This window comes from Microbacterium halotolerans (assembly GCF_003569805.1).
Taxonomy (GTDB): domain Bacteria; phylum Actinomycetota; class Actinomycetes; order Actinomycetales; family Microbacteriaceae; genus Microbacterium; species Microbacterium halotolerans.
Genome location: NZ_KZ984051.1, coordinates 73,130 through 96,403, shown reverse-complemented (window position 1 = coordinate 96,403; position 23,274 = coordinate 73,130). Strand labels below are relative to the sequence as shown.

Annotated in this window: 16 protein-coding genes; 10 read left to right on the top strand and 6 right to left on the bottom strand. The window is 69.0% G+C overall.

Features of this window, described 5'->3' with window-relative positions; all coding sequences use genetic code 11:
• Nucleotides 1–705: a DUF2520 domain-containing protein gene (locus DZG09_RS00425; protein WP_119695791.1), complete on the top strand. Its 705-nt coding sequence runs from the start codon at nucleotides 1–3 to the stop codon at nucleotides 703–705.
• Nucleotides 706–892: 187 nt separating this feature from the next.
• Nucleotides 893–2,428 (top strand): lysine--tRNA ligase, encoded by a 1,536-nt coding sequence (gene lysS / locus DZG09_RS00420; protein ID WP_119695790.1) that lies wholly within the window; start codon nucleotides 893–895, stop codon nucleotides 2,426–2,428.
• A gap of 54 nt (nucleotides 2,429–2,482) precedes the next feature.
• Here lysS and DZG09_RS00415 read toward each other — a convergent pair whose 3' ends face one another.
• Nucleotides 2,483–3,838 (bottom strand): DUF4192 family protein, encoded by a 1,356-nt coding sequence (locus tag DZG09_RS00415; protein WP_162893060.1) that lies wholly within the window; start codon nucleotides 3,836–3,838, stop codon nucleotides 2,483–2,485.
• Nucleotides 3,839–4,189: 351 nt separating this feature from the next.
• Entirely contained in the window at nucleotides 4,190–4,600 is a 411-nt protein-coding gene (locus tag DZG09_RS00405; RefSeq protein WP_119695787.1) for a hypothetical protein, read from the bottom strand.
• A gap of 223 nt (nucleotides 4,601–4,823) precedes the next feature.
• On the opposite strand from DZG09_RS00405, the gene cls reads away from it, so the two are divergent.
• Nucleotides 4,824–6,227, top strand: a complete 1,404-nt coding sequence (cls, locus tag DZG09_RS00400) for a cardiolipin synthase (protein ID WP_119697291.1) — start codon at nucleotides 4,824–4,826, stop codon at nucleotides 6,225–6,227.
• 12 nt (nucleotides 6,228–6,239) lie between these two features.
• On the opposite strand, the gene DZG09_RS00395 is transcribed toward cls, so the two are convergent.
• The 3 genes from DZG09_RS00395 to DZG09_RS00385 form a co-directional block, all read right to left on the bottom strand.
• Nucleotides 6,240–7,268 carry a diacylglycerol/lipid kinase family protein gene (locus DZG09_RS00395; RefSeq protein WP_119695786.1) on the bottom strand — a complete coding sequence of 343 codons (1,029 nt, stop codon included), beginning with the start codon at nucleotides 7,266–7,268 and terminating at the stop codon, nucleotides 6,240–6,242.
• A gap of 147 nt (nucleotides 7,269–7,415) precedes the next feature.
• On the bottom strand, nucleotides 7,416–8,084 hold the full coding sequence (locus DZG09_RS00390; protein WP_119695785.1) for a ThuA domain-containing protein: 669 nt from the start codon (nucleotides 8,082–8,084) through the stop codon (nucleotides 7,416–7,418).
• On the bottom strand, nucleotides 8,081–9,277 hold the full coding sequence (locus DZG09_RS00385; RefSeq protein ID WP_119695784.1) for an ROK family protein: 1,197 nt from the start codon (nucleotides 9,275–9,277) through the stop codon (nucleotides 8,081–8,083). The genes DZG09_RS00390 and DZG09_RS00385 overlap by 4 nt, the downstream gene beginning before the upstream one ends.
• 128 nt (nucleotides 9,278–9,405) lie before the next feature.
• Here DZG09_RS00385 and DZG09_RS00380 point away from each other — a divergent pair, with 128 nt between their 5' ends.
• From DZG09_RS00380 to DZG09_RS00350, 7 genes are all read left to right on the top strand, one after another.
• A complete protein-coding gene (locus tag DZG09_RS00380) occupies nucleotides 9,406–10,926 on the top strand; it encodes a sugar ABC transporter ATP-binding protein (RefSeq protein ID WP_119695783.1) in 1,521 nt (506 codons plus the stop codon).
• Nucleotides 10,923–11,945 (top strand): ABC transporter permease, encoded by a 1,023-nt coding sequence (locus DZG09_RS00375; RefSeq protein ID WP_205529015.1) that lies wholly within the window; start codon nucleotides 10,923–10,925, stop codon nucleotides 11,943–11,945. Before DZG09_RS00380 ends, DZG09_RS00375 begins: the two co-directional genes overlap by 4 nt.
• 51 nt (nucleotides 11,946–11,996) lie before the next feature.
• A complete protein-coding gene (locus DZG09_RS00370; RefSeq protein WP_119695782.1) occupies nucleotides 11,997–13,049 on the top strand; it encodes a substrate-binding domain-containing protein in 1,053 nt (350 codons plus the stop codon).
• Between the two features lie 98 nt (nucleotides 13,050–13,147).
• Nucleotides 13,148–14,320 (top strand): Gfo/Idh/MocA family protein, encoded by a 1,173-nt coding sequence (locus DZG09_RS00365; protein ID WP_119695781.1) that lies wholly within the window; start codon nucleotides 13,148–13,150, stop codon nucleotides 14,318–14,320.
• A gap of 139 nt (nucleotides 14,321–14,459) precedes the next feature.
• Nucleotides 14,460–19,919: a ThuA domain-containing protein gene (locus DZG09_RS00360; RefSeq protein WP_240423564.1), complete on the top strand. Its 5,460-nt coding sequence runs from the start codon at nucleotides 14,460–14,462 to the stop codon at nucleotides 19,917–19,919.
• A gap of 219 nt (nucleotides 19,920–20,138) precedes the next feature.
• Complete coding sequence (locus DZG09_RS00355; RefSeq protein WP_162893058.1) at nucleotides 20,139–20,729, top strand: cytochrome c-type biogenesis protein; 591 nt, start codon at nucleotides 20,139–20,141, stop codon at nucleotides 20,727–20,729.
• A 46-nt stretch (nucleotides 20,730–20,775) separates the two neighbouring features.
• Complete coding sequence (locus DZG09_RS00350) at nucleotides 20,776–21,774, top strand: sugar phosphate isomerase/epimerase family protein (protein WP_119695779.1); 999 nt, start codon at nucleotides 20,776–20,778, stop codon at nucleotides 21,772–21,774.
• Nucleotides 21,775–21,812: 38 nt separating this feature from the next.
• Here the strand turns inward: DZG09_RS00350 and DZG09_RS00345 are convergent, their stop codons facing one another.
• Complete coding sequence (locus DZG09_RS00345; protein WP_119695778.1) at nucleotides 21,813–23,261, bottom strand: aldehyde dehydrogenase family protein; 1,449 nt, start codon at nucleotides 23,259–23,261, stop codon at nucleotides 21,813–21,815.
• Between the last annotated feature and the right edge of the window lie 13 nt (nucleotides 23,262–23,274).

Here is a 23,274-nt window from a genome sequence, read left to right as displayed (position 1 = left end):
ATGATGCGCGATGGACGGCTCGGCGTCGGTGTGGTCGGGTCGGGTCGGGTCGGGCCCGTGCTCGCCGCAGCGCTCGCCGGAGCGGGGCACTCGCTGACGGGACGCACCGCGGCGAGCGACGACGACCGCGCCTCCGCGCTGCTGCCTGACGTGCCGGTGCTCGATGCGCCGGAGGTGCTGCGCCGCAGCGAGCTCGTGCTGATCACGGTGCCGCGTTCGGAACTCGCCGCGACGGTGTCGGGCTTCGCCGAGGCCGGACACGTGCAGATGGGGCAGCTGGTGCTGCACACCGATGCCGCCCACGGCATCGAAGCGCTGCGCCCCGTCGCGGAGAAGGGTGCGATCCCGCTCGCCGTGCACCCCGCGATGACGTTCACCGGCACCAGCATGGACCTGCGCCAGCTCGCGGCGACGTACGCGGGCGTGACGGCTCCCGCGCCGGTGCTGCCGATCGCGCAGGCGCTCGCGGTGGAGATCGGGCTGGAACCGATCGTGATCGAGGAGCCCGATCGCCCGGCCTACGCGGAGGCGATCGCGACGGCCGCGGAGTTCTCGAGCCAGATCGTGCGGCAGGCGACGGGAATGCTGCGCGGCATCGGCGTGCAGAACCCCGGCGGCTTCCTCTCGTCGCTGGTGCGATCGACCGTCGACCACGCACTCGCCGAGGCGACCCCCGCCGTCCCCGACTTCCCCGAAGAGGCGTAACGCGGCTGCCGAGATGCGCACTTTTCGTCGAGATGCGCCGCTTTGGTCGGGTTCTCGTCGAAAACGTGCGCATCTCGCGAGCGGGTCGGCGGCATGACGGTCGCCCAGTCGGCGGGCCATAGACTGGGACGACCGCGACCGCGCGCCGCGGATCGCCGCCGCACACCCTGCACGAGGAAGCACCCGCATGCCTGAGACGCCCGCCGAGAACGCCGACACCACGCCGGAAGACGATGTCATCCAGCAGAAGGCGGTCCGCCTCGCCAAGCGCGAGCGGCTGATCTCCGAGCGCGAGTCGGCCGCGGGTGGTGCGTACCCCGTGTCGCTGCCGATCACGGCGTCGATCGCCGAGCTGCGCGCGCAGTACGGCGACGGCGGTCCGGATGAGCTGGAGGCCGGCGCCGAGACCGGCACGATCGCGGGTGTGGCCGGGCGGGTCGTGTTCAGCCGCAACACCGGCAAGCTCTGCTTCGCCGCGCTGCAGGCGGGCGACGGCTCACGCATTCAGGCGATGGTGTCGCTTGCGAAGGTCGGGGAGGACGCGCTCGCGGCCTGGAAGGAACTGGTCGACCTCGGCGACCACGTGTTCGTCTCCGGCGAGGTCATCTCGAGCCGCCGCGGCGAGCTGTCGATCATGGTCGATTCATGGCAGATGGCGGCGAAGGCCGTGATGCCGCTTCCGAACCTGCACAGCGAGCTGAGCGAGGAGTCGAGGGTGCGCCAGCGCTATCTCGACCTGATCGTGCGCGACCAGGCTCGCAGCACAGTGGTCGCCCGCGCGAAGACGAACCAGTCGCTGCGCGAGACGTTCGTGGGCCACGGCTTCACCGAGGTCGAGACGCCGATGCTGCAGGTGCAGCCGGGCGGCGCGACGGCCCGCCCGTTCGTGACGCACTCGAACGCCTTCGACACCGAGCTGTTCATGCGCATCGCGCCCGAGCTGTACCTCAAGCGCGCCGTCGTCGGCGGCATCGACCGCGTCTTCGAGATCAACCGCAACTTCCGCAACGAGGGCGCTGACTCCACCCACAGCCCCGAGTTCGCGATGCTCGAGGCGTACGAGGCCTACAGCGACTACAGCGGCATCGCCGACCTGACCCAGGAGCTGATCCAGAACGCGGCCGTTGCCGTCGCGGGTTCGACGACCGTGACCTGGGCGGACGGCACGGAGTACGACCTCGGCGGAAACTGGGATCGCGTGTCGATGTACCCCTCGCTCTCCGAGGCCGCCGGCGCGGAGGTCACCCCGGAGACCTCGCTGGACGAGCTGCTCGCGCTCGCCGAGAAGGCCGGCGTCGACGTGCCGCCGCATGTCACGCATGGAAAGCTCGTCGAGGAGCTGTGGGAGCACTTCGTCAAGACCGGCCTGCAGCGGCCGACCTTCGTGATGGACTTCCCCGTCGACACCAGTCCGCTCGTGCGCGAGCACCGCACGGTTCCCGGCGTCGTCGAGAAGTGGGATCTGTACGTGCGCGGCTTCGAGCTCGCCACGGGGTACTCGGAGCTCGTCGATCCGGTGATCCAGCGCGAGCGCTTCGTCGAGCAGGCGAAGCTCGCCGACCGCGGTGACGACGAAGCCATGCGCATCGACGAGGACTTCCTGCGTGCCCTCGAGCACGGCATGCCGCCCACGGGCGGGATGGGCATGGGCATCGATCGCCTGCTGATGGCGATCACCGGTCTCGGCATCCGCGAGACCATCCTGTTCCCGCTGGTGAAGTAGGCGGGCCGGGGCGAAGTCCCCGCCCCGCGTCGGTGTCGCCCACCGGCCGACCGCTCAGCGATCGGGTTCGGCTGCGCCGTCCGGCTCAGCTGGTGAGGCGAACGCCCATGCCGGGAGCATGCCCGACTCCGTGAGCGTCGTCATGATGCCCGCCAGGCCGTGCCCCGGCTCCATCTCGCGCGCCTGCTCCGCGTATTCGGCCGCGTGCGTCGCGTTGCCCAGTGCCCAGGACAGCCACGATGCCGCCGCCAGCGAGCCCGGCCGGGCTCGACGAGGAGCCGACGCAGCGATCTGCCGCGCGAGCGCGAGTCCCTGCCGCAGTCGCCATCCCTCGGGACGCGGGCCTTCGCCCGCCAGCCGCACCGGCCCATCCGGAAGCGGCGGGCTGTCTCCAGGCGGACTCGGCCGCCACGCCAGTTGCCAGGCGAGCACGGTGCGCCCGCCCTCGAGATCCGTCGACCACTGGGTCAGCAGCGTGTCCCGCAGCAGCGGTGTCTCGAACGCGAGGGCCAGCAGCCCTGCGTCGGACGCCTCGAGATGCGATGCGTCCCACGCGAGCGCTTCCTCGAATGCGTCGGGGAGCGAATTCGTCGTGCTCACGCGGCGCGGGGGATCCGTGCTCGCGGCAGCTGACATTGCCATCGCACGTTCCTCGTCGCTCGCGGACGGATCGCTCTCGCCCGCGGATGGGCTGTCCTCTCCTGCGGACGGGCCGCTGTCGTGCGGGGCATCGGTTTCCGGGTCACGTGCGTCAGCCTCGCCGTCGGCTCTGCCCTCTTCGCCGTCGCCCGTCGGATCGGCGCTTTCGCCGGTGCCGCCGGGCTCGCGGTCCGTCTGCGCGCGATGCAGCAGCGCCGCGGCGAACTCGTGCTCCAGGCGACCGAGTTCGGCGGCGACCGCTCGCCGTCTGCTCTTCGACGAACGCGGCAGCTTCGTGCCGTCGTGCTGGTCGTGGGCGAGCGCCTCGCCGGCCTCCGGCACGATCTGCGACAGCGGAAGCGGCGCGGCGACGTCGCCGTACGCACCCCAACCGTCCTCGGCCACGAGATAGGCGCCGTGCACGTGCAGGCCGCAGGCGTCTGCGCGATCGATCACGCGCTCGACCAGGCTCTCGCGGGGGAGCGGTCCATCGGGCGGCCACTCGGCGCCGCCGTCGTACGCGACGACGGCAACGCCCTCGGTCTCCGGCACGCGGCACACCATGCCGATGGCGGTCGCTGCCACGTGCTCGTCGCCTGAACCGTCTGCGGGCAGATCGATCCGGAGCGCACCGGTTGCGTGACCGTCGCGCAGCGGAACGACCACGAGGCTGTGCCGCGGAGTGCAGTGCGTCAGACGGGGCACGTTCTGCAGGAAGCGTACGGCGTCTCGGATGGGCCGGGAGATCGGGGGATGAGCTGTGGTCGTCATGCCCCGATCGTGGCAACCGCATCGAGCGGATCGGAGTTCTCCACAGGGGTGGTTCGGCGCATTCACCTGCATCAGGGGGTGTGAGGGGAAGGAAGGGGTGACCTGAACCGGTCGCGCTGCTGTCGTCGGCCGCTCCTCCCAGCCGTTGGAGAGCCCTTGCGGCTATAGAATCGTCGCGTGGACTCCTACTGGCTCGCCGTGGTGTATTCGGTCGCTCCGACGATCGTGCTCGCGGGGGCGTTCTGGTGGATCATGCGGTCGATCATGCGCATGGACCGCACCGAGCGCCGCGTCTACAACCGCATCGAGGCCGAGGAGCGCGCCAAGCGCGGCCTCCCGTTCAGACACTCTCTACCCGACGTCGCCGTCGAAGATTCCGCCGTCGAGAATCCAGTTGTACCGCAGGCGAAGCGCACGCTCGGTGCTCGCCAGGATCGTCACCACCAGAAGTGAGATGTTCATCCACGCGGGAAGCTGAATGGGGCTGATGATCGTGCCGCCCGGCACTGCGAACGCGGCCGGCAGCTTGGAACGCGCCTGGTTGATGCCGTCGCGGTAGAGCCTGGCCCACACCTCGCCGCCCGAATCTCCCCCGAGCCGGACGTCGACCGTCCAGGTCTCCTGTGAGCCGCCGTCGCTGCGGAGGCGCAGGTGGAAGAGGCTGCGAGAGAACGGCTGCCACCACCGGTAGCGCTGCAATGCGTGGCCGTCACCTGGTTTGACCCTGCGCGCCGCTCGGCGCCGCTTCCTCTCGGAACTCATCAGTCATACATTACGAGAAAGGATGCTCGTCTCACCGTGGTGCGGGCAGGGCGGCATCCGCACCATCCGTGCTGCCGGTGCTGGCACGCCTCCGCGCACGACCCCTCCGCTCCGGATAGGCTGAACCCCAGGTCAGACGGGGGCACAGGTGCAGGAACTGTTCGAGCGGATCTATGCGATCCTCGATACCCCATGGCTCACGACGAGCATCTGGATCCTCGATATGTCCATCCGGATCGCGGCGGTCGTCGTCGTTCCCCGCAATCGCAAGCCCACCGCGGCGATGGCGTGGCTGCTGGCGATCTTCCTGCTGCCGGTGCCGGGCGCGTTCCTGTTCATCCTGATCGGAAACCCGCGGCTGCCGCGCCAGAAGCGTCGGATGCAGGCGCTGATCAACGGATACCTGCGAGAGGCGAACGACATCCTCGAACGAGGAGGGCTGCGCCCGAACGAGCCGAACTGGTTCTCGTCGCTCGTGCGCATGAATCGCGAGCTCGGCGCCCTGCCGATCTCCGGCGACAACGGTGTGCACCTCATCTCCGACTACCAGCGCAGCCTCGACGAGATGGCGGAGGCGATCCGCGGCGCGGAGCGGTATGTGCACATCGAGTTCTACATCCTGAAGTCCGACGCGTCGACCGACAACGTCTTCCGGGCGATGGAGGAGGCGCGTTCGAGGGGCATCCCGGTGCGTGTGATGCTCGACCACTGGGCCAACCTCTCCAAACCGCTGCACAGGCAGACACTGGACCGGCTGAGCGAGATGGGTGCGGAGTGGCGCTTCGCGCTCCCGCTGCAGCCGCTCAAGGGCAAGATGCAGCGGCCGGATCTGCGCAATCACCGCAAGCTGCTCATCATCGACGGCGAGGTGGCGTTCCTCGGTTCGCAGAACCTCATCGACCGCAGCTACAACGTGCGGGGGAACATCAGGCGCGGTCTGAAGTGGGTCGACATCATGGTCCGCCTCGACGGTCCGGTAGTCTCCAGCGTCGACGCCGTGTTCCTCTCCGACTGGTACGGCGAGACCGAGTCGATCCCCGACATCGATCTGCGCGAGATGAACTCCGGCTCGGGCGACCTCGACTGCCAGGTCGTGCCCTCGGGGCCGGGATACGAGACCGAGAACAACCTGCGCATGTTCCTCGCCCTCATCTTCGCCGCTGAGCGCAAGGTGGTCATGGTCAGCCCGTACTTCGTACCGAACGAGGCGATGATGGCGGCCGTCGCGATCGCCTGCAGCCGCGGTGTTCAGGTCGAACTGTTCATGTCGAAGCTGGGTGACCAGGCCGTCGTCTACCACGCGCAGCGCAGCTACTACGAGGCACTGCTCGAGGCCGGCGTGCGGATCTGGCTCTACGAGGCGCCGTACATCCTGCACACCAAGAGCCTGTCGATCGACGACGCGGTCGCCGTGATCGGTTCGAGCAACATGGACGAGCGCTCCTTCGGCCTCAACTTCGAGGTGTCCCTGCTGGTGCGGGGCGAGGAGTTCGTCGAGGAGCTGCGCGCCGTCGAGGATGTCTACCGCAGCAGCAGCACGGAGCTCACCCTCGACGAATGGCGCAAGCAGCCGCTGCGCTCGACGGTGCTCGACAACCTCGCCCGCCTCACCTCGGCGCTGCAGTAGCAGCGCCGAACGTCAGCCCGCCAGGGCGTGCCCGCGCGGCACCGTGACGGCAAGGCCCCCCGGATGCACGGTGCAGTACATGCGGGTGGCCTCGCCCAGCTCGTCGCCGTCGAGCTGCACGGGCCTGGCCTCGGGCACCGCCGCCTCGATGCCGACGCTCGACAGGTAGCGCACCGACGTGCTCCTGTGTCGTTCGACGATCCGTCGCCCCGCACGGAACCGGCGCAGCACCGAATTGTCCCACCACACCTTGCGCCACACGCCGAGCCACCCGAACGGACCGGACGGCTGGATCAGCGCGATGTCGAGCAGTCCGTCGGCGACGGAGGCATCCGGCACCAGCGAGATGCCCGCAGGCAGTGCGCCGCAGTTGGCGACCAGCACGCTGTGCACCTTCACCGAGTGCAGCTTCGACTGCGTGTTCCGCTCGTCGATCGTGGCGTCCTGGTCACCGGAGAGCAGCTGGTACACGATCCGGAACGCCTTCGCGTCCTTCAGCGACCGCGCGGCGCCGTCCACGTACGCGACCCAGCCGACCTGCTTCTTCAGCGTGGGGCGCGTGTTCGCGATCATCGCCGCGTCGAGCCCCATTCCCGCCATCACGACGAACGCGTGCTGCTGGGTCGCACCGTCCGGGCGGCGCAGCATCGCGATGCCGACGTCGATGTGCGCGATCTCGCCCTCGAACGCGGCCCGGATGATCGTCTCAGGGTCTTCGAGCGGAAGATGCAGATTGCGCGCGAGCAGGTTGCCCGTGCCTGACGGCACGATGGTCAGCGGAGCGCCAGAGCCGTCCATCACCTCGGCGACCGCACGCACGGTGCCGTCGCCGCCGGCGACGAACACGCTCGTCGCGCCGTCGGAGAGCGCCCACCGTGTGATGCCCTGCCCCGGGTCGGCGACGCTCGTCTCCAGGAAGACCGGCTCAGCCCACCCGGCGCGCGCGGAGTGCATCGCGACCAGCGACTTCAGGCGGGAGCCGTCGACCTTCGCGGGATTGAACACGAGGGCCGCCCTCTCCTGATCGCCCGTGGTCCCCATGCGCTCACTCTAAGCGCCACTGGTGTCACCGCCTCGCACCCCGGCCCCGGCGGCGTCGCCGCGCGAAGCTGCTCAGGTGCGGGATGGTGCCGCTGCGGGCATGTGGCGGCGGCGATCTGTCGCACCTGAGCGGTTGTCGACGGGTGCTCAGCGGCGGCGGGCGGCCCAGATCAGGCCGCGGCCGATCATCGTGCGGATGTCGGGGTGGGTGAGGTCCTCGACGCCGTGGCCGACGGTGCAGGCGAAGACTCTGCCCTCACCCCACCGGCGCGTCCATGCCACGGGCACGGTCGCCGGCTCCTGCCACGGTGCATCAGGGCGGACATCGTGCGTGGTGGTGACGAGCACATCGCAGAGCGGGTCGGTGTGAACCCAGTACTGCTCCGTGGTCAGCCTGATGCGCGGGCCGAGGCCCGCGACGATCGGGTGCCCGGCGCGCTCCGGGTCGACCACGATCTCGTGGTCGACCATGTCTCCCGGATGGGCGACGAACTGGCCGCCGACGAGGTGCTGGAAGTCGGTGGCGTTGCGGAACGCGTCGAGCAGACCGCCGTGCCAGCCGGCCAGGCCGGCGCCGTTCTCGACCGCGATGCGCAGGCCGTGCATCTCATCGGCGAGGATGTCGCCCATGGTCCAGCTCTGCACGATCAGGTCGACGCCGGACATCGCGGTCTCGTCGGCGTAGACCTCGAGCGAGTCTTCGATGACCACGTCGAAGCCGGCCTCGCGCAGCTGCGGGATGAACAGGTCCGTGGAGCCGACGGGGTCGTGCCCCTGCCAGCCTCCGCGTACGACGAGGGCTCTCTGATTGCTCATGCGTCCTCCTTGACGGTGATGAGTGCATCGATCGAATGAGGTGCGAGGAAGCGGTCGGTGACAAGGGTGGCGGCGCCCACGACCCCCGCCTGAGAGCCCGCGCGCGACGTCACGATCCGCAGATGCTGGGTCGCCAGCGGAAGCGAGCGCTGGTAGACGACCTCCCTGATGCCGGCGATGAGGTGCTCGCCGGCGCCGGAGAGCACGCCGCCGACGATGATCCGCGACGGGTTCAGCATGCTCACCGAAGCCGCCAGCACGGCCCCGATGTCGCGGCCCGCCTGACGAACCGCCTGGCCGGCCGCGATGTCGCCGGCGCGGACGAGGTCGACGATGTCCTGAGTCGTGTCGATCCGTGCGCCGCCCCGTCGCAGCACGTCGGCGATCGCCGCCCCGCCCGCCACGGCCTCGAGGCATCCGGTGTTGCCGCATCGGCACGGGGCCTGCTCCGCACCGGGCACCGCGATGTGGCCGATGTCGCCTGCGGCGCCCTGCGCACCGCGGCGCAGCTCGCCGTCCATCACGACGCCCGCCCCGATACCGGTGGCGACCTTGACGAACAACAGGTTCTGCACATCCGGGCACACCGTGCGGTGCTCGCCCAGCGCCATCACGTTCACGTCGTTGTCGACGACCACCGGGGCGCCGAGAAGCCGATGCAGGATGTCGGGCACGTCGGTGCCGTCCCAGCCCGGCATGATCGGTGGGTTCACGGGACGGCCGTCGGTGTGATCGACGGGGCCGGGCAGGCCGATGCCGATGCCGGCGAGCTCGTCCAGTCCGCGCCCCGCCTCGGTCACGAGCTGCGTGCCCGTCTCGGCGACCCAGGACAGCACGCGCTCCGGGTGATCGGTGATCGCCAGCGGCGCCTGCATCGACGCGAGGGCGTTCGCCGCGAGGTCGGTGACGGCCAGGCGCGCGTGGGTGGCGCCGAGGTCGACGCCGAGCACGATCCGGTTCGTCGGCGCGAAGGCGAAGGTCGACGGAGGGCGTCCTCCCGTGCTGGTGGCCTCTCCCGCCGGAGCGAGCAGCCCCGCGGCGCTCAGCGCGTCGATCCGCGCGGCGACCGTCGAGCGCGACTGCCCCGTCTCGGAGACCAGCGAGGCTCGGGTGCGGGGGCTGCCGTCACGGAAGAGCTGGAACAGTTCTCCGGCCCCGGTGGGGCGTGGCGGGAACTTCTGCAACCCTTCCATGAGCACAGTAAACCACGCCCTTTCGGCCTCGATGTTCTGTTGCTCGATGTCTATCACGAGCCGATAGCGTCAACAAAGTTCCCATACTTTTGCTTGACGAGCAACATAAGTCGGTATACCGTCGCCATATGGTCACAGAAGACCCCTCAGCACCGCTGCTGCAGATGCAGGGCATCGTGAAGACGTTCCCCGGTGCTCGCGCCCTCGACGGCGTAGACCTCGACGTGCTCCCCGGCGAGGTGCACTGCCTGCTGGGGCAGAACGGAGCCGGCAAGTCCACGCTCATCAAGGTGCTCGCCGGCGCCCATCAGCCCACGGAGGGCACGATCCTCATGGACGGCGAGCGGATCGAGATCCCGAACCCCGTCGCAGCGCTCGAACACGGCGTCGCCACGATGTATCAGGAGCTCGACGTCGTCGACGGGCTCACAGTGGCCGAGAACATCTATCTCGGGCACGAGCTCGCCACCGCGGGGGTGACGCAGCGCCGGGAGGCCACGAGTCGCACTCGTGAGCTGATGCAGCGCCTCGGGCATGCGGAGATTCCTCCGAACCGACTGGTGGGGGACCTCCCCGCGGCGGGCAAGCAGATCGTGTCGATGGCGCGTGCGCTCTCCCGCAACGCGCGGGTGATCGTGATGGACGAACCGTCGGCCGTGCTCGATTCGGGCGAGGTCGACAACCTCTTCCGAGTGGTCGAGGAGCTGACCTCCCAGGGAATCGCGATCATCTACATCTCGCACAGACTCGAGGAGATCCGCCGCATCGGCGACCGGATCACCGTCATCAAGGACGGACGCACCGTCGAGCGCAACCTGAGCGTCGAGACGACGCCGACGGATGAACTCATCCGGCTGATGACCGGCAAAGAGGCTGGCATCGCGTTTCCGGAGCGGCCAGGTGTCCCAGACGACGCTCCCGTGCGTCTCGAAGTCACCGAGCTGTCGGTGGCCGGCGAGTTCTCGGACGTGTCGTTCACGGTCAGGGCCGGGGAGGTCGTCGGGTTGGCGGGTCTCGTCGGATCCGGACGGTCCGAGATCCTCGAGGCCGTCTACGGCGCCCGCCGCACCGCCACCGGCGTCGTCGCACTCGACGGGAAGCCGGTGCGGAAAGGCAGTGTGTCAGGCGCGATCCGCGCGGGCATCGGCCTGGCGCCCGAGGAGCGCAAGAGCCAGGGGCTGCTCCTCGACGAGCCCGTCTACCGGAACATCACACTGTCATCGTTCGCACGGATGGCCAGGGCCGGGTGGCTGGACGAGAAGCAGGAGAAGGCGGTGTCGGCCGAGCAGGCCACGGCGCTCGATATGCGCCCGACGGGCGTCGAGCGCGCGATCCGCACGCTGTCCGGCGGCAATCAGCAGAAGGCGATGCTCGCCCGCTGGCTGGTTCACGGCTGCGACGTGCTGCTGCTCGACGAACCCACCCGCGGCGTCGATGTGGGCGCTCGCGCCGAGATCTACGCCCTGGTGCGCAGGCTCGCCGATGCCGGGACCGCTGTGCTCATGGTCTCCAGCGAGATCCCCGAGGTGCTGGGGCTCGCCGACCGCGTGCTGGTCGTGTCGGAGGGGCGGGTCGTTCACACGTCTCCGGCGCAGGAGATCGACGAGCACCAGGTGCTCGACCTCGTCATGGAAGGAACAACCGCGTGACTGAACAAGCGACCGCTGAGGCGGGGATCGCCGAATCCCGGGAGCGAGGCCGATTCCGTTCGCTGCTCTCCGGCGCCGCGGGCCACAACCTCGGCCTCATCGTGGCGCTGATCCTGCTGTGCATCGTCGGAGCCGTCACGGGAGGTGAGCGCTTCGTCGACGTCGGCAACCTGCTCACCATCCTGCGCCTGGCCGCCGTGTTCGGCGTGCTCGCCGTGGGCATGACATTCGTCATCACCTCGGGCGGCATCGACCTGTCGGTCGGCTCAGTGATGGGGCTGGCGACGGTGTGGGCGACGACATGGTCGACGCAGAACATGGCGGAGAGCTTCCACTGGATCGTCATCGTCATCACGGCGCTCGTGGTCGGCACCGCGGCAGGGCTGGTCAACGGCGTGATCATCGCCTATGGGAGGGTCGTGCCGTTCATCGCCACGCTGGCGATGCTCGCCGGCGCGCGGGGGCTGGCGGAGCTCATCTCCGACAGGCAGACCCAGCGCGTGACGAGCACCGAGTTCGTCGACTTCTTCCGGATGGACCTGCTCGGGGTGCCGATGCTGGTCTGGATCTTCGCCCTGGTCGCCGTGGCAGGCTGGTTCCTGCTCAATCGCACCACATTCGGGCGCCGCACCGTGGCGATCGGCGGCAACGCCGAGGCCGCGCGCCTGGCCGGCATCAAGGTGCGCCGCCACACGCTGTACATCTACGGTCTGGCCGGTCTGGCCGCAGGCATCGCCGCCGTGATGATGCTCGGGCGCACAGGCGCCGGGACCTCGACGAACGGCATGCTCTACGAGCTCGAGGCGATCGCGATGGTCGTCGTCGGCGGCACGCTGCTCGCCGGCGGACGCGGCACGATCTTCGGCACCGTGCTCGGCGTGCTCATCTTCACGCTGCTGCTCAACATCTTCACGCTCAACAACATGTCGTCGTCGGCGCAGCTGGTCGCCAAGGGCGCGATCATCGTGGTCGCCGTGCTGCTGCAGCAGCGGTTCTCCGGCCGCGCCAGGTCGAGCTGACCCCACCCGCACAACCACACATCACATCCGGATCGAATCGAGGAAGATCACATGTCCGAACACATCACATGGCGCAGGCTGGTCGCCGTTCCCGCAGCGCTCGCCGCAGGCGCGCTGCTGCTCACCGGCTGCATCGGCAACGAGCCGCCGGAGGAGGAGACCGGCGGCGGCACATCGGTCAACAGCGGCACCTCCAACGACGAGACGGGCGACACCGTCACGATCGGCTTCTCGGCGCCGGCAGCCGACCACGGCTGGATGGGAGCCATCACGAAGGCCGCGCTCGACACCGCCGAGTCGTACGAGGACGTCGAGCTGCGCCAGGCCGAGGCCACCAACGACGTCAACGTGCAGATCAGCCAGATCGAGACCTTCATCAACGACGGCGTCGACGCGATCGTGCTGCTGCCGTTCGACGGTGATGCGCTCACCGAGGTGGCGCTCGATGCGATGGAGGCGGGAATCCCCGTCATCAACGTCGACCGCGAGTTCTCCAGCCCGTTCGCGTCGCGAGCGACGATCCTGGGCGACAACTACGGCATGGGCATCTCCGCCGGAACGTACATCTGCGAGCAGCTCGACGGTCAGTCCGACGCCGTCGTCGCCGAGATCCAGGGCATCGCGAACCTGCCGCTGACGCAGGACCGCTCGCAGGGCTTCGCCGACGCGCTCGACGACTGCGGCCTGTCGGTCTCGACGCAGGTGGCCGCCGACTTCACCATTCAGGGCGGCGAGACGGCCACGTCGAACCTGCTGCAGGCCGAGCCCGAGATCGACGCCGTCTGGAACCACGATGACGACCAGGGCGTCGGTGTGCTCGCCGCGATCGACAACGCGGATCGCGACGAGTTCTTCATGGTCGGCGGCGCCGGTTCGCTCGACGTGATGGAGATGATCGAAGCCGGTGACACGGTCATGCAGGCAACGGTGGTCTACCCGTCGACCCAGGCGGCTGACGGTGTGAAGCTCGCTCGTCTCGTTGCGCAGGACAAGAACCTCGGCGACCTCGTCTCGGCCGACGTGCCGCGCACGATCCAGCTGCACGCCCCGGTCGTCACCGCCGACAACGTCGGCCAGTACATGGACCTCGGCTTCCGCTCCTGACCCGATCCGCGACCAGCGGCGGGCGCCGGGCGCCCGCCGCTGCGGCCCAGCATGCCCACACGGGTGCGGGCCGCACCCACCTAGGAAGGACATCACACATGGGTGACGCAGCACGCTCCCGCCTCGGCGTCGGCATGGTCGGCTACTCGTTCATGGGCGCAGCGCACTCGCAGGCGTGGCGCACCGCTCCGCGCTTCTTCGACCTGCCGCTGCGCACAGAGATGACGGCGGTCGTCGGCCGCGATGCCGCACGCGTCGCCGATGCGGCTCAGCGACTCGGATGGCGGTCGGCCGAAACCGACTGGCGCCGCCTGCTCGAGCGAGACGACATCGACCTCGTCGACATCTGCACACCGGGCGACACGCACGCCGAGATCGCCATCGCCGCCCTCGACGCCGGCAAGCACGTGCTCTGCGAGAAGCCGCTCGCGAACAGCGTGGCCGAGGCCGAGCGGATGGCAGCTGCTGCCGAGCGGGCAGCGGCATCCGGCATCCGGTCGATGGTCGGGTTCACGTATCGGCGGGTGCCGGCGATCCAGTTGGCGCACCAGCTCGTCGCCGACGGGCGGATCGGCGAGATCCGGCACGTGCGCGTGCAGTATCTGCAGGACTGGCTGTCCGATCCGGATGCGCCGCTGTCGTGGAGACTCGACAAGGAGAAGGCCGGATCGGGTGCGCTGGGAGACATCGGCGCGCACGCGGTCGATCTCGCCCAGTTCATCACGGGTGAGTCGCTGATCGGGGTCGCGGGGCTGATGGAGACGTTCATCGCCGAGCGTCCGGTCGCCGCATCGTCGAACGGACTGTCGAGCACGGCCGGTCGGGGGACCGGGAGGGTGACGGTGGACGACGCCGCGCTGTTCTTCGGCCGACTGTCGGGGGGAGGGCTCGCCAGCTTCGAGGCGACAAGATTCGCTTCGGGGCGCAAGAATGCCATCCGGGTCGAGATCAACGGTTCGCGCGGCTCGGTGTCGTTCGACTTCGAGGACATGAACGTGCTGCACTTCTTCGACGCCGACGATCCGGCGGCGACTGCCGGTTTCCGCCGGATCGTCGTGACCGAACCCGACCATCCGTTCATCGCCGCGTGGTGGCCGCCCGGCCACGGCCTCGGCTACGAGCATGCGTTCACGCACCAGGCGGTCGACTTGGTGAACGCGCTCGCCGCAGGAGAAGCACCCGCGCCGTCGTTCGCCGACGGGCTCGCCGTGCAGCGCGTGCTCGACGCGGTCGAGCGCAGCGCTGAAAGCGGTACGTGGCTCGACGTGTGAGCGCAGGACGACAGTGAGGAAGGAGAGCTGACCAGCAGACGATCAGGAGCCGGTGCCACACCCACGTCCGGGCCGACGTGAGTGGCCGCCGCGGAGCGCAGTCCAGCAGGACCACTGAACCAGACCAAAGGAGTTCCTGGTGAGCACAGTGCTCAGCGCACGTTCACGTGCCACGAGACGAGGTATCGGCATCGCCATCGCGACGGCCGTCGCCCTGCCGCTCTCGTGGATCGGCGCCACCGGCGCACAGGCCGTTGAAACAGACGAGCCGCCCGTTGCGGAGGCAGCGGCCGAGGAGTTCGACGTTCTCGTCTTCTCCAAGACCGCAGGCTTTCGCCACTCGTCGATCCCCGCGGGGATCGACGCCATAGAACAGCTCGGCGTCGACAACGGATTCTCGGTCACCGCGACCGAAGACGCAGGAGCATTCACAACCGAGAACCTCGCTCAGTACGAGGCGGTCGTCTTCCTTTCGACGACAGGTGACGTCCTCGACGAGAGCCAGCAGGTCGCGTTCGAGGAGTACATCCAAGCTGGTGGCGGCTACGCAGGCGTTCACGCCGCCTCCGACACCGAGTACGAATGGCCGTGGTACGGCGATCTCGTCGGTGCGTACTTCGACAGCCACCCCCAGAATCAGGACGCGACCGTCAAGGTCGAGGACCACGTGCACGAGTCGACGGCGCACCTGCCGGAGCGCTGGGAACGACACGACGAGTGGTACAACTTCCGCACAGATCCCCGCGACGACGTGCATGTGCTCGCCAGCCTCGACGAGACCTCGTACGAGGCGGGAGCGGGCGCGATGGGCGCCGAACATCCGACTGCCTGGTGCCAGTCGTATGACGGCGGGCGCTCCTGGTACACGGGCGGTGGGCACACCGACGAGTCGTTCGCCGAACCCGAGTTCCTGCAGCACCTGCTGGGCGGGATCCGTACGGCCGCCGGCGCGGCGGACTCCGATTGCTCGGCGACGCAGAGTGCGAGCTACGAGGCCGTGACGTTGGACGACGGCACGGCGAACCCGATGATGCTCGAGGTCGCGCCGGACGGAACGGTCTTCTACGTCGAGCGCGACGGTCGCGTGAGGGTCATCGACCCGACCACGAACGTGACGACGACGGCGGCGACCCTCGATGTCACGCAGGCCAACGAGGACGGGCTGACGGGCATCGTGCTGGATCCCGACTTCGCGACGAACGGCTGGGTGTACCTGTTCTGGTCGCCTTCTGACGTCGGAGACGACGGACCTCACAACCGGGTGTCTCGCTTCACCTACGCGGACGGTGCGATCGACCTGGCCACGGAGGAGAAGGTGCTGGTGATTCCGACCCAGCGCGAGACCTGCTGCCATGCAGGCGGGGACATGGTGTTCGACGGCGATGGGAACCTCTACGTCGCCACTGGCGACAACACCAACCCGTTCGAGTCGGCCGGTTTCGCGCCGCTGGACGAGCGGGAAGGCCGGGAGAACTACGACTCCCAGCGCACCTCGGCGAACTCCGCCGACCTGCGGGGCAAGGTCCTGCGCATCACACCTCAGGACGACGGCGACTACACGGTGCCCGAGGGCAACATGTTCGCTGAGGGGACGGCCGACGCGCTGCCTGAGATCTACGCGATGGGGTTCCGCAACCCCTTCCGCATCGGTCTCGATCCGCAGACCGGCTCCGTCCATGTGGCGGACTACGGACCGGATGCGGGCAGCGCGAGTGAGTCGCGCGGACCTGCCGGCACGGTCGAATGGAACGTGGTGAGCGAACCGGGTTTCTACGGCTGGCCGTACTGCACTGGTGAGAACAGCGCCTACGTCGACTACGATTTCGCGACCGGCCAGTCCGGCGAGTCCTTCGACTGCGCGGGCGGGGTCGTCAATGATTCGCCGCACAACACCGGTATCCAGCAGCTCCCCGGAGCGATCGAGGCGGAGGTCTGGTACGGCTACGAGACCAATCCGCTGTTCCCGGAGATCGGAGGGGGCGGAGCGCCGATGGGCGGTCCGGTCTACGAATACGACGCAGATCTCGACTCCGATGTGAAATGGCCGGAGTACTGGGACGGGAAGGCGTTCTTCGGCGAGTGGAACCAGGGGAAGATGTACTCGTTCCAGCTTGCGGACGATGATCGGAGCGACCTGGTCGACATCAATCGTGTGCTCCCGGGGATCTTCGACCCGAGTGAGGGCTTCGACCGGCCGATGGACTTCGAGTTCGGACCGGACGGCGCGCTCTACATGGTCGACTGGGGGTCGGGCTTCGGCGGCAACAACGATTCGTCCGGCATCTTCAAGGTCAACTACATCGAGGGCGACCCTGCGCCGATCGCAAGGGCGTCTGCGGACGTGACGAACGGACCCGCACCGCTGACGGTGCAGTTCTCCTCCGACGGCACGCGGCACCCGAGCGGTGACCCGATCGCGCTGCAGTGGACGTTCGGCGACGGCTCCGAACCGAGCTCCGAGGCGAACCCGACGCACACGTACACCGAGGAGGGCTCCTACACCGCTCAGCTCACCGCGACGGACGACACAGGCAAATCCGGCGTGGCGAACGTGACGATCGTCGTGGGGAACGAAGCCCCGACGGTTTCCATCGCATTCCCCGACAACGGCGGCTTCTTCGAATGGGGCGACCAGGTCGCCTACGAGATCGCCGTCGACGATCCGGATGGAGAGGTCGACTGCGCCGACGTACGTCTGTTCACTTCACTGGGCCACGACTCGCACGCGCACCCCTTCGACGAGCTGACCGGCTGCGAGGGCGTCATCCAGACGGCGCGCGACGAGGGCCACGGCATCGAATCGAACATCTTCTGGGTGATCGAGGCGATGTACACCGACGACGGCGGTTCCGCCGGCGTTCCGCTCACGGGCAACGACCTGCAGGTGCTGCAGCCGAAGCTCATCCAGTCGGAGTTCTTCACCTCGACGGGGCGTCTGGACGGATCCACGAGCAGCGGCGATGCCGGTGTGATCATCGAGGAGACCTCCGACAGCGCCGGCGGCGGTCAGAACATCGGCTACATCGAACCTGATGACTGGTGGGCGCACGAGCCGATCAGCCTGGGAGACGTCGACGGGCTGTCGCTGCGCGCAGCGTCGCCGGACGGCGGAGAGGTGTCGGTGCGCTGGGATGCGCCAGACGGCCCTGAGATCGCGCACCTATCGATTCCCTCGACCGGTGACTGGCAGGTCTTCGACGATGTCGCCGCGACGCTCACAGATGTGCCGAGCGGATCGGGTTCGCTGCACTTCGTGCTCGAATCCGGCGGCATCAACGTCAACTGGTTCGAGGTCGACGGTCGCGGTGTCACCGCCAACGAGCGTCCGGAACTCGAACTGGATGTGACGCCGCTGGAGGGAGAGGCGCCGCTCACCGTGTCGGGCACGGCAACGGCGACCGATCCGGATGGTGACGACGCCGAGCTGTCCTACGAGTGGGACATCGGCCTCGGTGACGGATTCGCTGACGGCGAGCCGACGCTGGAGCACACCTATACGGAGCCCGGCACCTACCGCCTCCAGACAAGGGTGACCGATTCCGGTGGAGCGTACGTCGACGACTACGTCACGGTCACCGTGACGGGCGAGGTGACGGAACCGGCGCTGTGCTTCCCCGGTGGTTCCGACGACTTCCTCGGCGACGACGTCGATCCGGAGCGTTGGACCGTGCTGAACCGCAATCAGGATCTGCAGGTCGCCGACGGGATGCTGACGATCCCGACGACGGCAGCCGACCTGTACGGGACGGACGACGTCGCGGTGCCGAACCTGGTTCTGCAGGATCTGCCTGACGGCGCCTTCACCGCGACCGCCAAGGTCGCGATCGAGGCGAACGCGCAGTACCAACAGGCAGGGCTGCTCATCTACGGCGGTGATGACGACTACGCCAAGATGGTGATCCAGGGGCGCTCGGCACCGGCCGATCCGGCGACGCGCATCTTCCAGTTCATCCGGGAAGAGGCGGGCGAGCCGAACGAGGTGGGCGAGTCCAACACGGATGCGCTGGGGGCGGACTATCCGTCGACGGTGTATGTGCGGCTCGCGAGCACCGACGGGTCGGACCTCACCGCGTCGTACTCGGCGGACGGCGTCGACTTCACGCAGATGCCGCAGACGAAGTCGCTCGACGGCCTGGTCGATCCGCAGATCGGTCTGGTGTCACTGGCGGGCACGTCGTCGGACGCGCCGGCCGTCGACGCGCAGTTCGACTGGTTCCACCTGGCGACGGGTGAGACAGCGCCGACGGAGCCGGACGACGAGTTCGACGGCGACGCGCTCGACGCCTGTCGTTGGGACCGGATCGTCCGCGAGGACGCCTCCGGCTACCGCGTGGCTGACGGCTCGCTGCAGATCGACACGACCGCGACCGACATCTACACGGACAGCAACACCGATGTGCCGAACATCATCCTCCAGGACGAGCCGGAAGGCGACTGGACGGTTGAGACGAAGGTCGACGGTTCGCAGTTCACCGAGCAGTACCAGCAGGGCGGTCTGATCCTCTACGGTGACGACGACAACTACGTCAAGCTGGACTACGTCGTGGACAACGCGCCGGGCGATCCGGCGACGGGACGGATCGAGCTGCGTTCTGAGAAGGATGCAGCGGTGCTGGATCCGCAGCCGAGCGTCACGGACCTGTCTACGGACGTCTGGTACCTGCGGCTCGCCAAACAGGGTTCGACCTTCACCGGTTCGTACTCGGCAGACGGCGAGAACTGGGAGACGGTCGCCGACGCCGTCTCGCACGACGGTCTGGCAGGCTCCGACGGCGGCGCTGAGGCGCTGCAGACCGGACCGTCGCTCGCCGCGTCTGTGAGCACGACGGATCCCGGAATCGGCGTCTACGCACTCGGGGCCACGCAGACGACGGCGTCCGTCGCGTCCTTCGACTACTTCCGGGTTGTCGAGGGCGAGGCCGCGGAGCCTCTCGAGGTCGCTGGTTCGCTCGACCCGGCCGATCCGGATGGTCCGGACGGCACCTACCTCGGCCCCGTCACGGTCACCGTGGAGACGACCGGCGGAGCCGATGGCACGACGGTCTACCGCGAGGTGAACGTCGACGGTGCGGGCTGGGGCGAGTACACGGCGCCGATCGAGGTGTCAGAGCCCGGCCAGCACGCCGTGGAGCTGCGCGCATCTGCGGGCGAGGAGAACGTCGTCGGGGAGACCCTCACGTTCACCATCGCCGAGGCGGACAGCGCCGACGCTGATGCGACCGACGCGGATGCTGCGGACGCAGACGCGACCGATGCGGACGCGACGGATGCTGATGCTGCGGATGCTGATGCGACAGACGCGGACGCTGCGGACGCAGACGGGTCGACGGACGCCGGTGGCGCCGCCGATGCGGATGGCTCTGCAGACGGCGCGACCGACGCGGACGGTTCGGGAGCCTCGGACGGAGCATCCGGCACCGATGGGCAGCAGAACACGCCGGGTCAGAACGAACTGCCGGCCACCGGCCTCGCGCTCGGTGGGATACCTGTGGTGGCGCTGATGCTGCTCGCGGCCGGAATCGCGATCGTGATCGCGATGCGTCTGCGGCGCAGCGCCGGGGCCGTCGCACATGCATCGAAGGAGGCGACTCGACTCTGACCGGACCGCGGGGGCCGCACGGTGTGCGGCCCCCGTCCCCAGACGCCGCTGAACGAGTGCCGGGCGCCCGTGGGTATGGTCCAGGCCCGGACACCTATCAACGGCCGGCACAAGGCAGCGGCACGCCGACCTCGCGTCGGCGGCCCCCGACACAGGATGGCGCGCTCCGATCCTGTGCCGGGGGTCTTCTCACCACTTCAGACAGAAGGAACACCAGCGATGGACACCCAACGTCGGATTCACCCGATGAGGATGGCGGCACTCCTCATCCTCGCCATGACCGCCCTCACCTTCGGCGGGTGGACCGGTGCCGCGCCCGCTGCGGCGCACGGCGGCGAACTGCAGATCGATCTCGGCACGGACGGCGCAGGCGGTATCGATGCGCTCGTGGTCTGGGCCGGGGACGAGCATCCGGTGGAGGAATCCGTGGACATCAAGATCGCGGCGGTGTCGGACGACGGTGAGGAAGTCGGGCCCGTCCGCCTCGAGTCCGCGCCGGAGGGGGTGGGCTGGTACACATCGGAGCCCGGCCTGCTCGGAGAGGGGCACTGGACCGTGACCGCGACCACGACCGAACCCCAGGAGCACGAGACCACCACAGAGCTCGATGTCGCCGCGCCCCCGGAACCCCCAGCAGAGAATCCGCCCGCCGCTGCGGAAGACGAGGCGAGCGCGCAGCAGGACGAGGCAGCCGAGGCGTCAGGCGGCCTGGGCGCGGGAACGGCCTGGCTGTGGGGAGGGATAGGCGTCGTCACCCTCGTGGGCGTCGCCGCAGTCGTGCTGCGCGTCCGCAGAATGCGCTCGAACTGACCAACTACCACGTCTCCATCCGGAGACAGCAAAGGAAGGAATCGACATGACTCGACCGATCTCGCTCTTCACCGGCCAGTGGGCCGACCTGCCGCTCGAGGAGGTTGCGCGTCTGGCATCCGGATGGGGATACGACGGGCTGGAACTGTGCTGCTGGGGCGACCATCTCGACGTGACGCGCTGGAACGACGCCGAGTACGTGCAGGGGCGGCTCGACCTGATGGCGCGGCACGGGCTGAAGATCGTGGCGATCTCGAACCACCTCACCGGCCAGGCCGTGTGCGACGACCCGATCGATCGGCGGCACCAGGAGATCCTGTCGCCCGAGGTGTGGGGCGACGGCGACCCGGAGGGCGTGCGACAGCGTGCCGCCGAGGCGATCAAGGACACCGCGCGGATGGCGGCGAAGCTCGGCGTGCGCACCGTGGTCGGCTTCAGCGGCTCGTCGATCTGGAAGACCGTGGCGATGTTCCCGCCCGTGCCCGCCGACATGGTCGAGGCCGGCTACCAGGACTTCGCTGACCGTTGGAACCCGATCCTCGACGTGTTCGAGGAGGTCGGAGTGCGCTTCGCGCTCGAGGTGCACCCGAGCGAGATCGCCTACGACTACTGGACGGCCAAGCGCACGCTGGAGGCGATCGGGCACCGAGAGTCGTTCGGCCTGAACTGGGACCCGAGCCACATGGTGTGGCAGGACGTCGACCCCGTCGGCTTCCTGTGGGACTTCGCCGACCGCATCTACCACGTGCACTGCAAGGACACGAAGAAGCGCCTGAACGGGCGCAGCGGCAGGCTCTCCTCGCACCTGGCGTGGGCGGACCCGCGGCGCGGCTGGGACTTCATCTCCACCGGCCACGGCGACGTCCCGTGGGAGGATGCCTTCCGGATGCTCAACGCGATCGGCTACGACGGCCCGCTGTCGGTGGAATGGGAGGACGCAGGAATGGACCGCCTCGTCGGCGCCGCTGAGGCCGTCGGCTTCGTGCGCACCCTGGCCTTCGACGCCCCAGATGCCGCGTTCGACGCCGCGTTCTCATCGAACTGACCCCGCGCCCTGCCGCTCAGGTGCGGCAGGGCGCGGGCTCAGGCGCCCTGGAGGTAGACGGTGGTGGTCTCGGTGACGAACTCGCGGGCGGCTGCGCCCTGCTCGCGGGGGCCGAGGGCGCTGCCCTTCATGCCGCCGAACGGCACGTGCAGGTCGGCGCCGGCCGACTCGGAGTTCACGTGCAGCACGCCCACGTGCAGGTCGTCGATCGAGGCCAGCGCACGCCCGAGGTCGCGTGTGAACAGTGCGGCCGACAGCCCGTACACGCTGTCGTTCGCGAGCCGCATCGCGTCGGCCGTGTCGCCTGCCCGGCGCACGGCCACGACGGGGCCGAACACCTCGTCGCGCCAGAGCGGGTGCGTCTCGTCCACGAGTTCGAACACCGTCGGCGCCACGAAGTACCCCGCAGCCAGTGACCCGGATGCGTACGGCTCGGGTGCATGCACGGGGCGCAGGCCGCCGGATCTCGCCCCGGCGATCGCCTCGAGCACGCGGTCGCGGGCACGGCCGTCGACGAGCGGGCCCATGTCGACATCATCCACGATCGAATCGCCGACGCGCACCTGGGCCGCCCGCGCGGCGAACCGCTCCAGGAACTCGTCGGCGACGGCGTCATCCACGACCACGCGCGAGGTCGCCGTGCACTTCTGACCCGCCGCGCGGAAGGCGCCGCCGGCGACCCGCTCCACTGCGAGGTCGAGGTCGGCGTCGGCGAGCACGACGGAGGCGTTCTTGCCGCCCATCTCGCCCGCAAACGGCACGCCGCGCGCAGCCAGCCGTGCCGCGATCGCACGGCCGACCGCCGTCGATCCCGTGAACGTCATCGCGTCGATGCCCGGGTGCTCCACGATCGCGGGTCCGACGTCCGGCTCGCCGATGACGAGGTTCAGCACGCCTGCAGGCAGACCCGCCTCGTGCAGCTTCTGCGCCAGTCGGAGGGCGAGCAGCGGAACAGTGATCGCAGGCTTCCACACCAGCGTGTTGCCGTGCACCAGCGCCGGCGCCATCTTCCAGGCCGGAATGCCGATCGGGAAGTTGAACGGGGTGATCACGCCGATCACGCCGACGGGGCGGCGCACGACCAGGATGCGCTCGCCGGGGCGGGGAGACGCATACACCTCGCCCTGCTCGCGATGCGCTTCGTTCGCGAAGTAGCGCAGGATGTTCGCCGCATTGCGGACCTCGCCGATGCCCTCGGCGCGCAGCTTCCCCTCCTCACGGGCGAGCTCCGTGCCCAGCGCGTCGGCATCCGCGTCGATCAGGCCGGCCGCCCGTTCCAGCACCGCAGCGCGCTCGGCGATCGGCGTGCGCGCCCAGCCGGGTGCGGCGGCACGCGCCGCGGCCACGGCGGCATCGACCTGCTCGGGCCCGGCCGCCGAGCCCTCGGCGACCAGTTCATCCGGTCGGCTCGGGTTCTCGTCGAGGATCCGCGAACCGGTGCCGTCGACGAAGCTGCCGCCGATGTGATGCGTGAGCGTGGCCGTCATGTCTTCTTCTCCC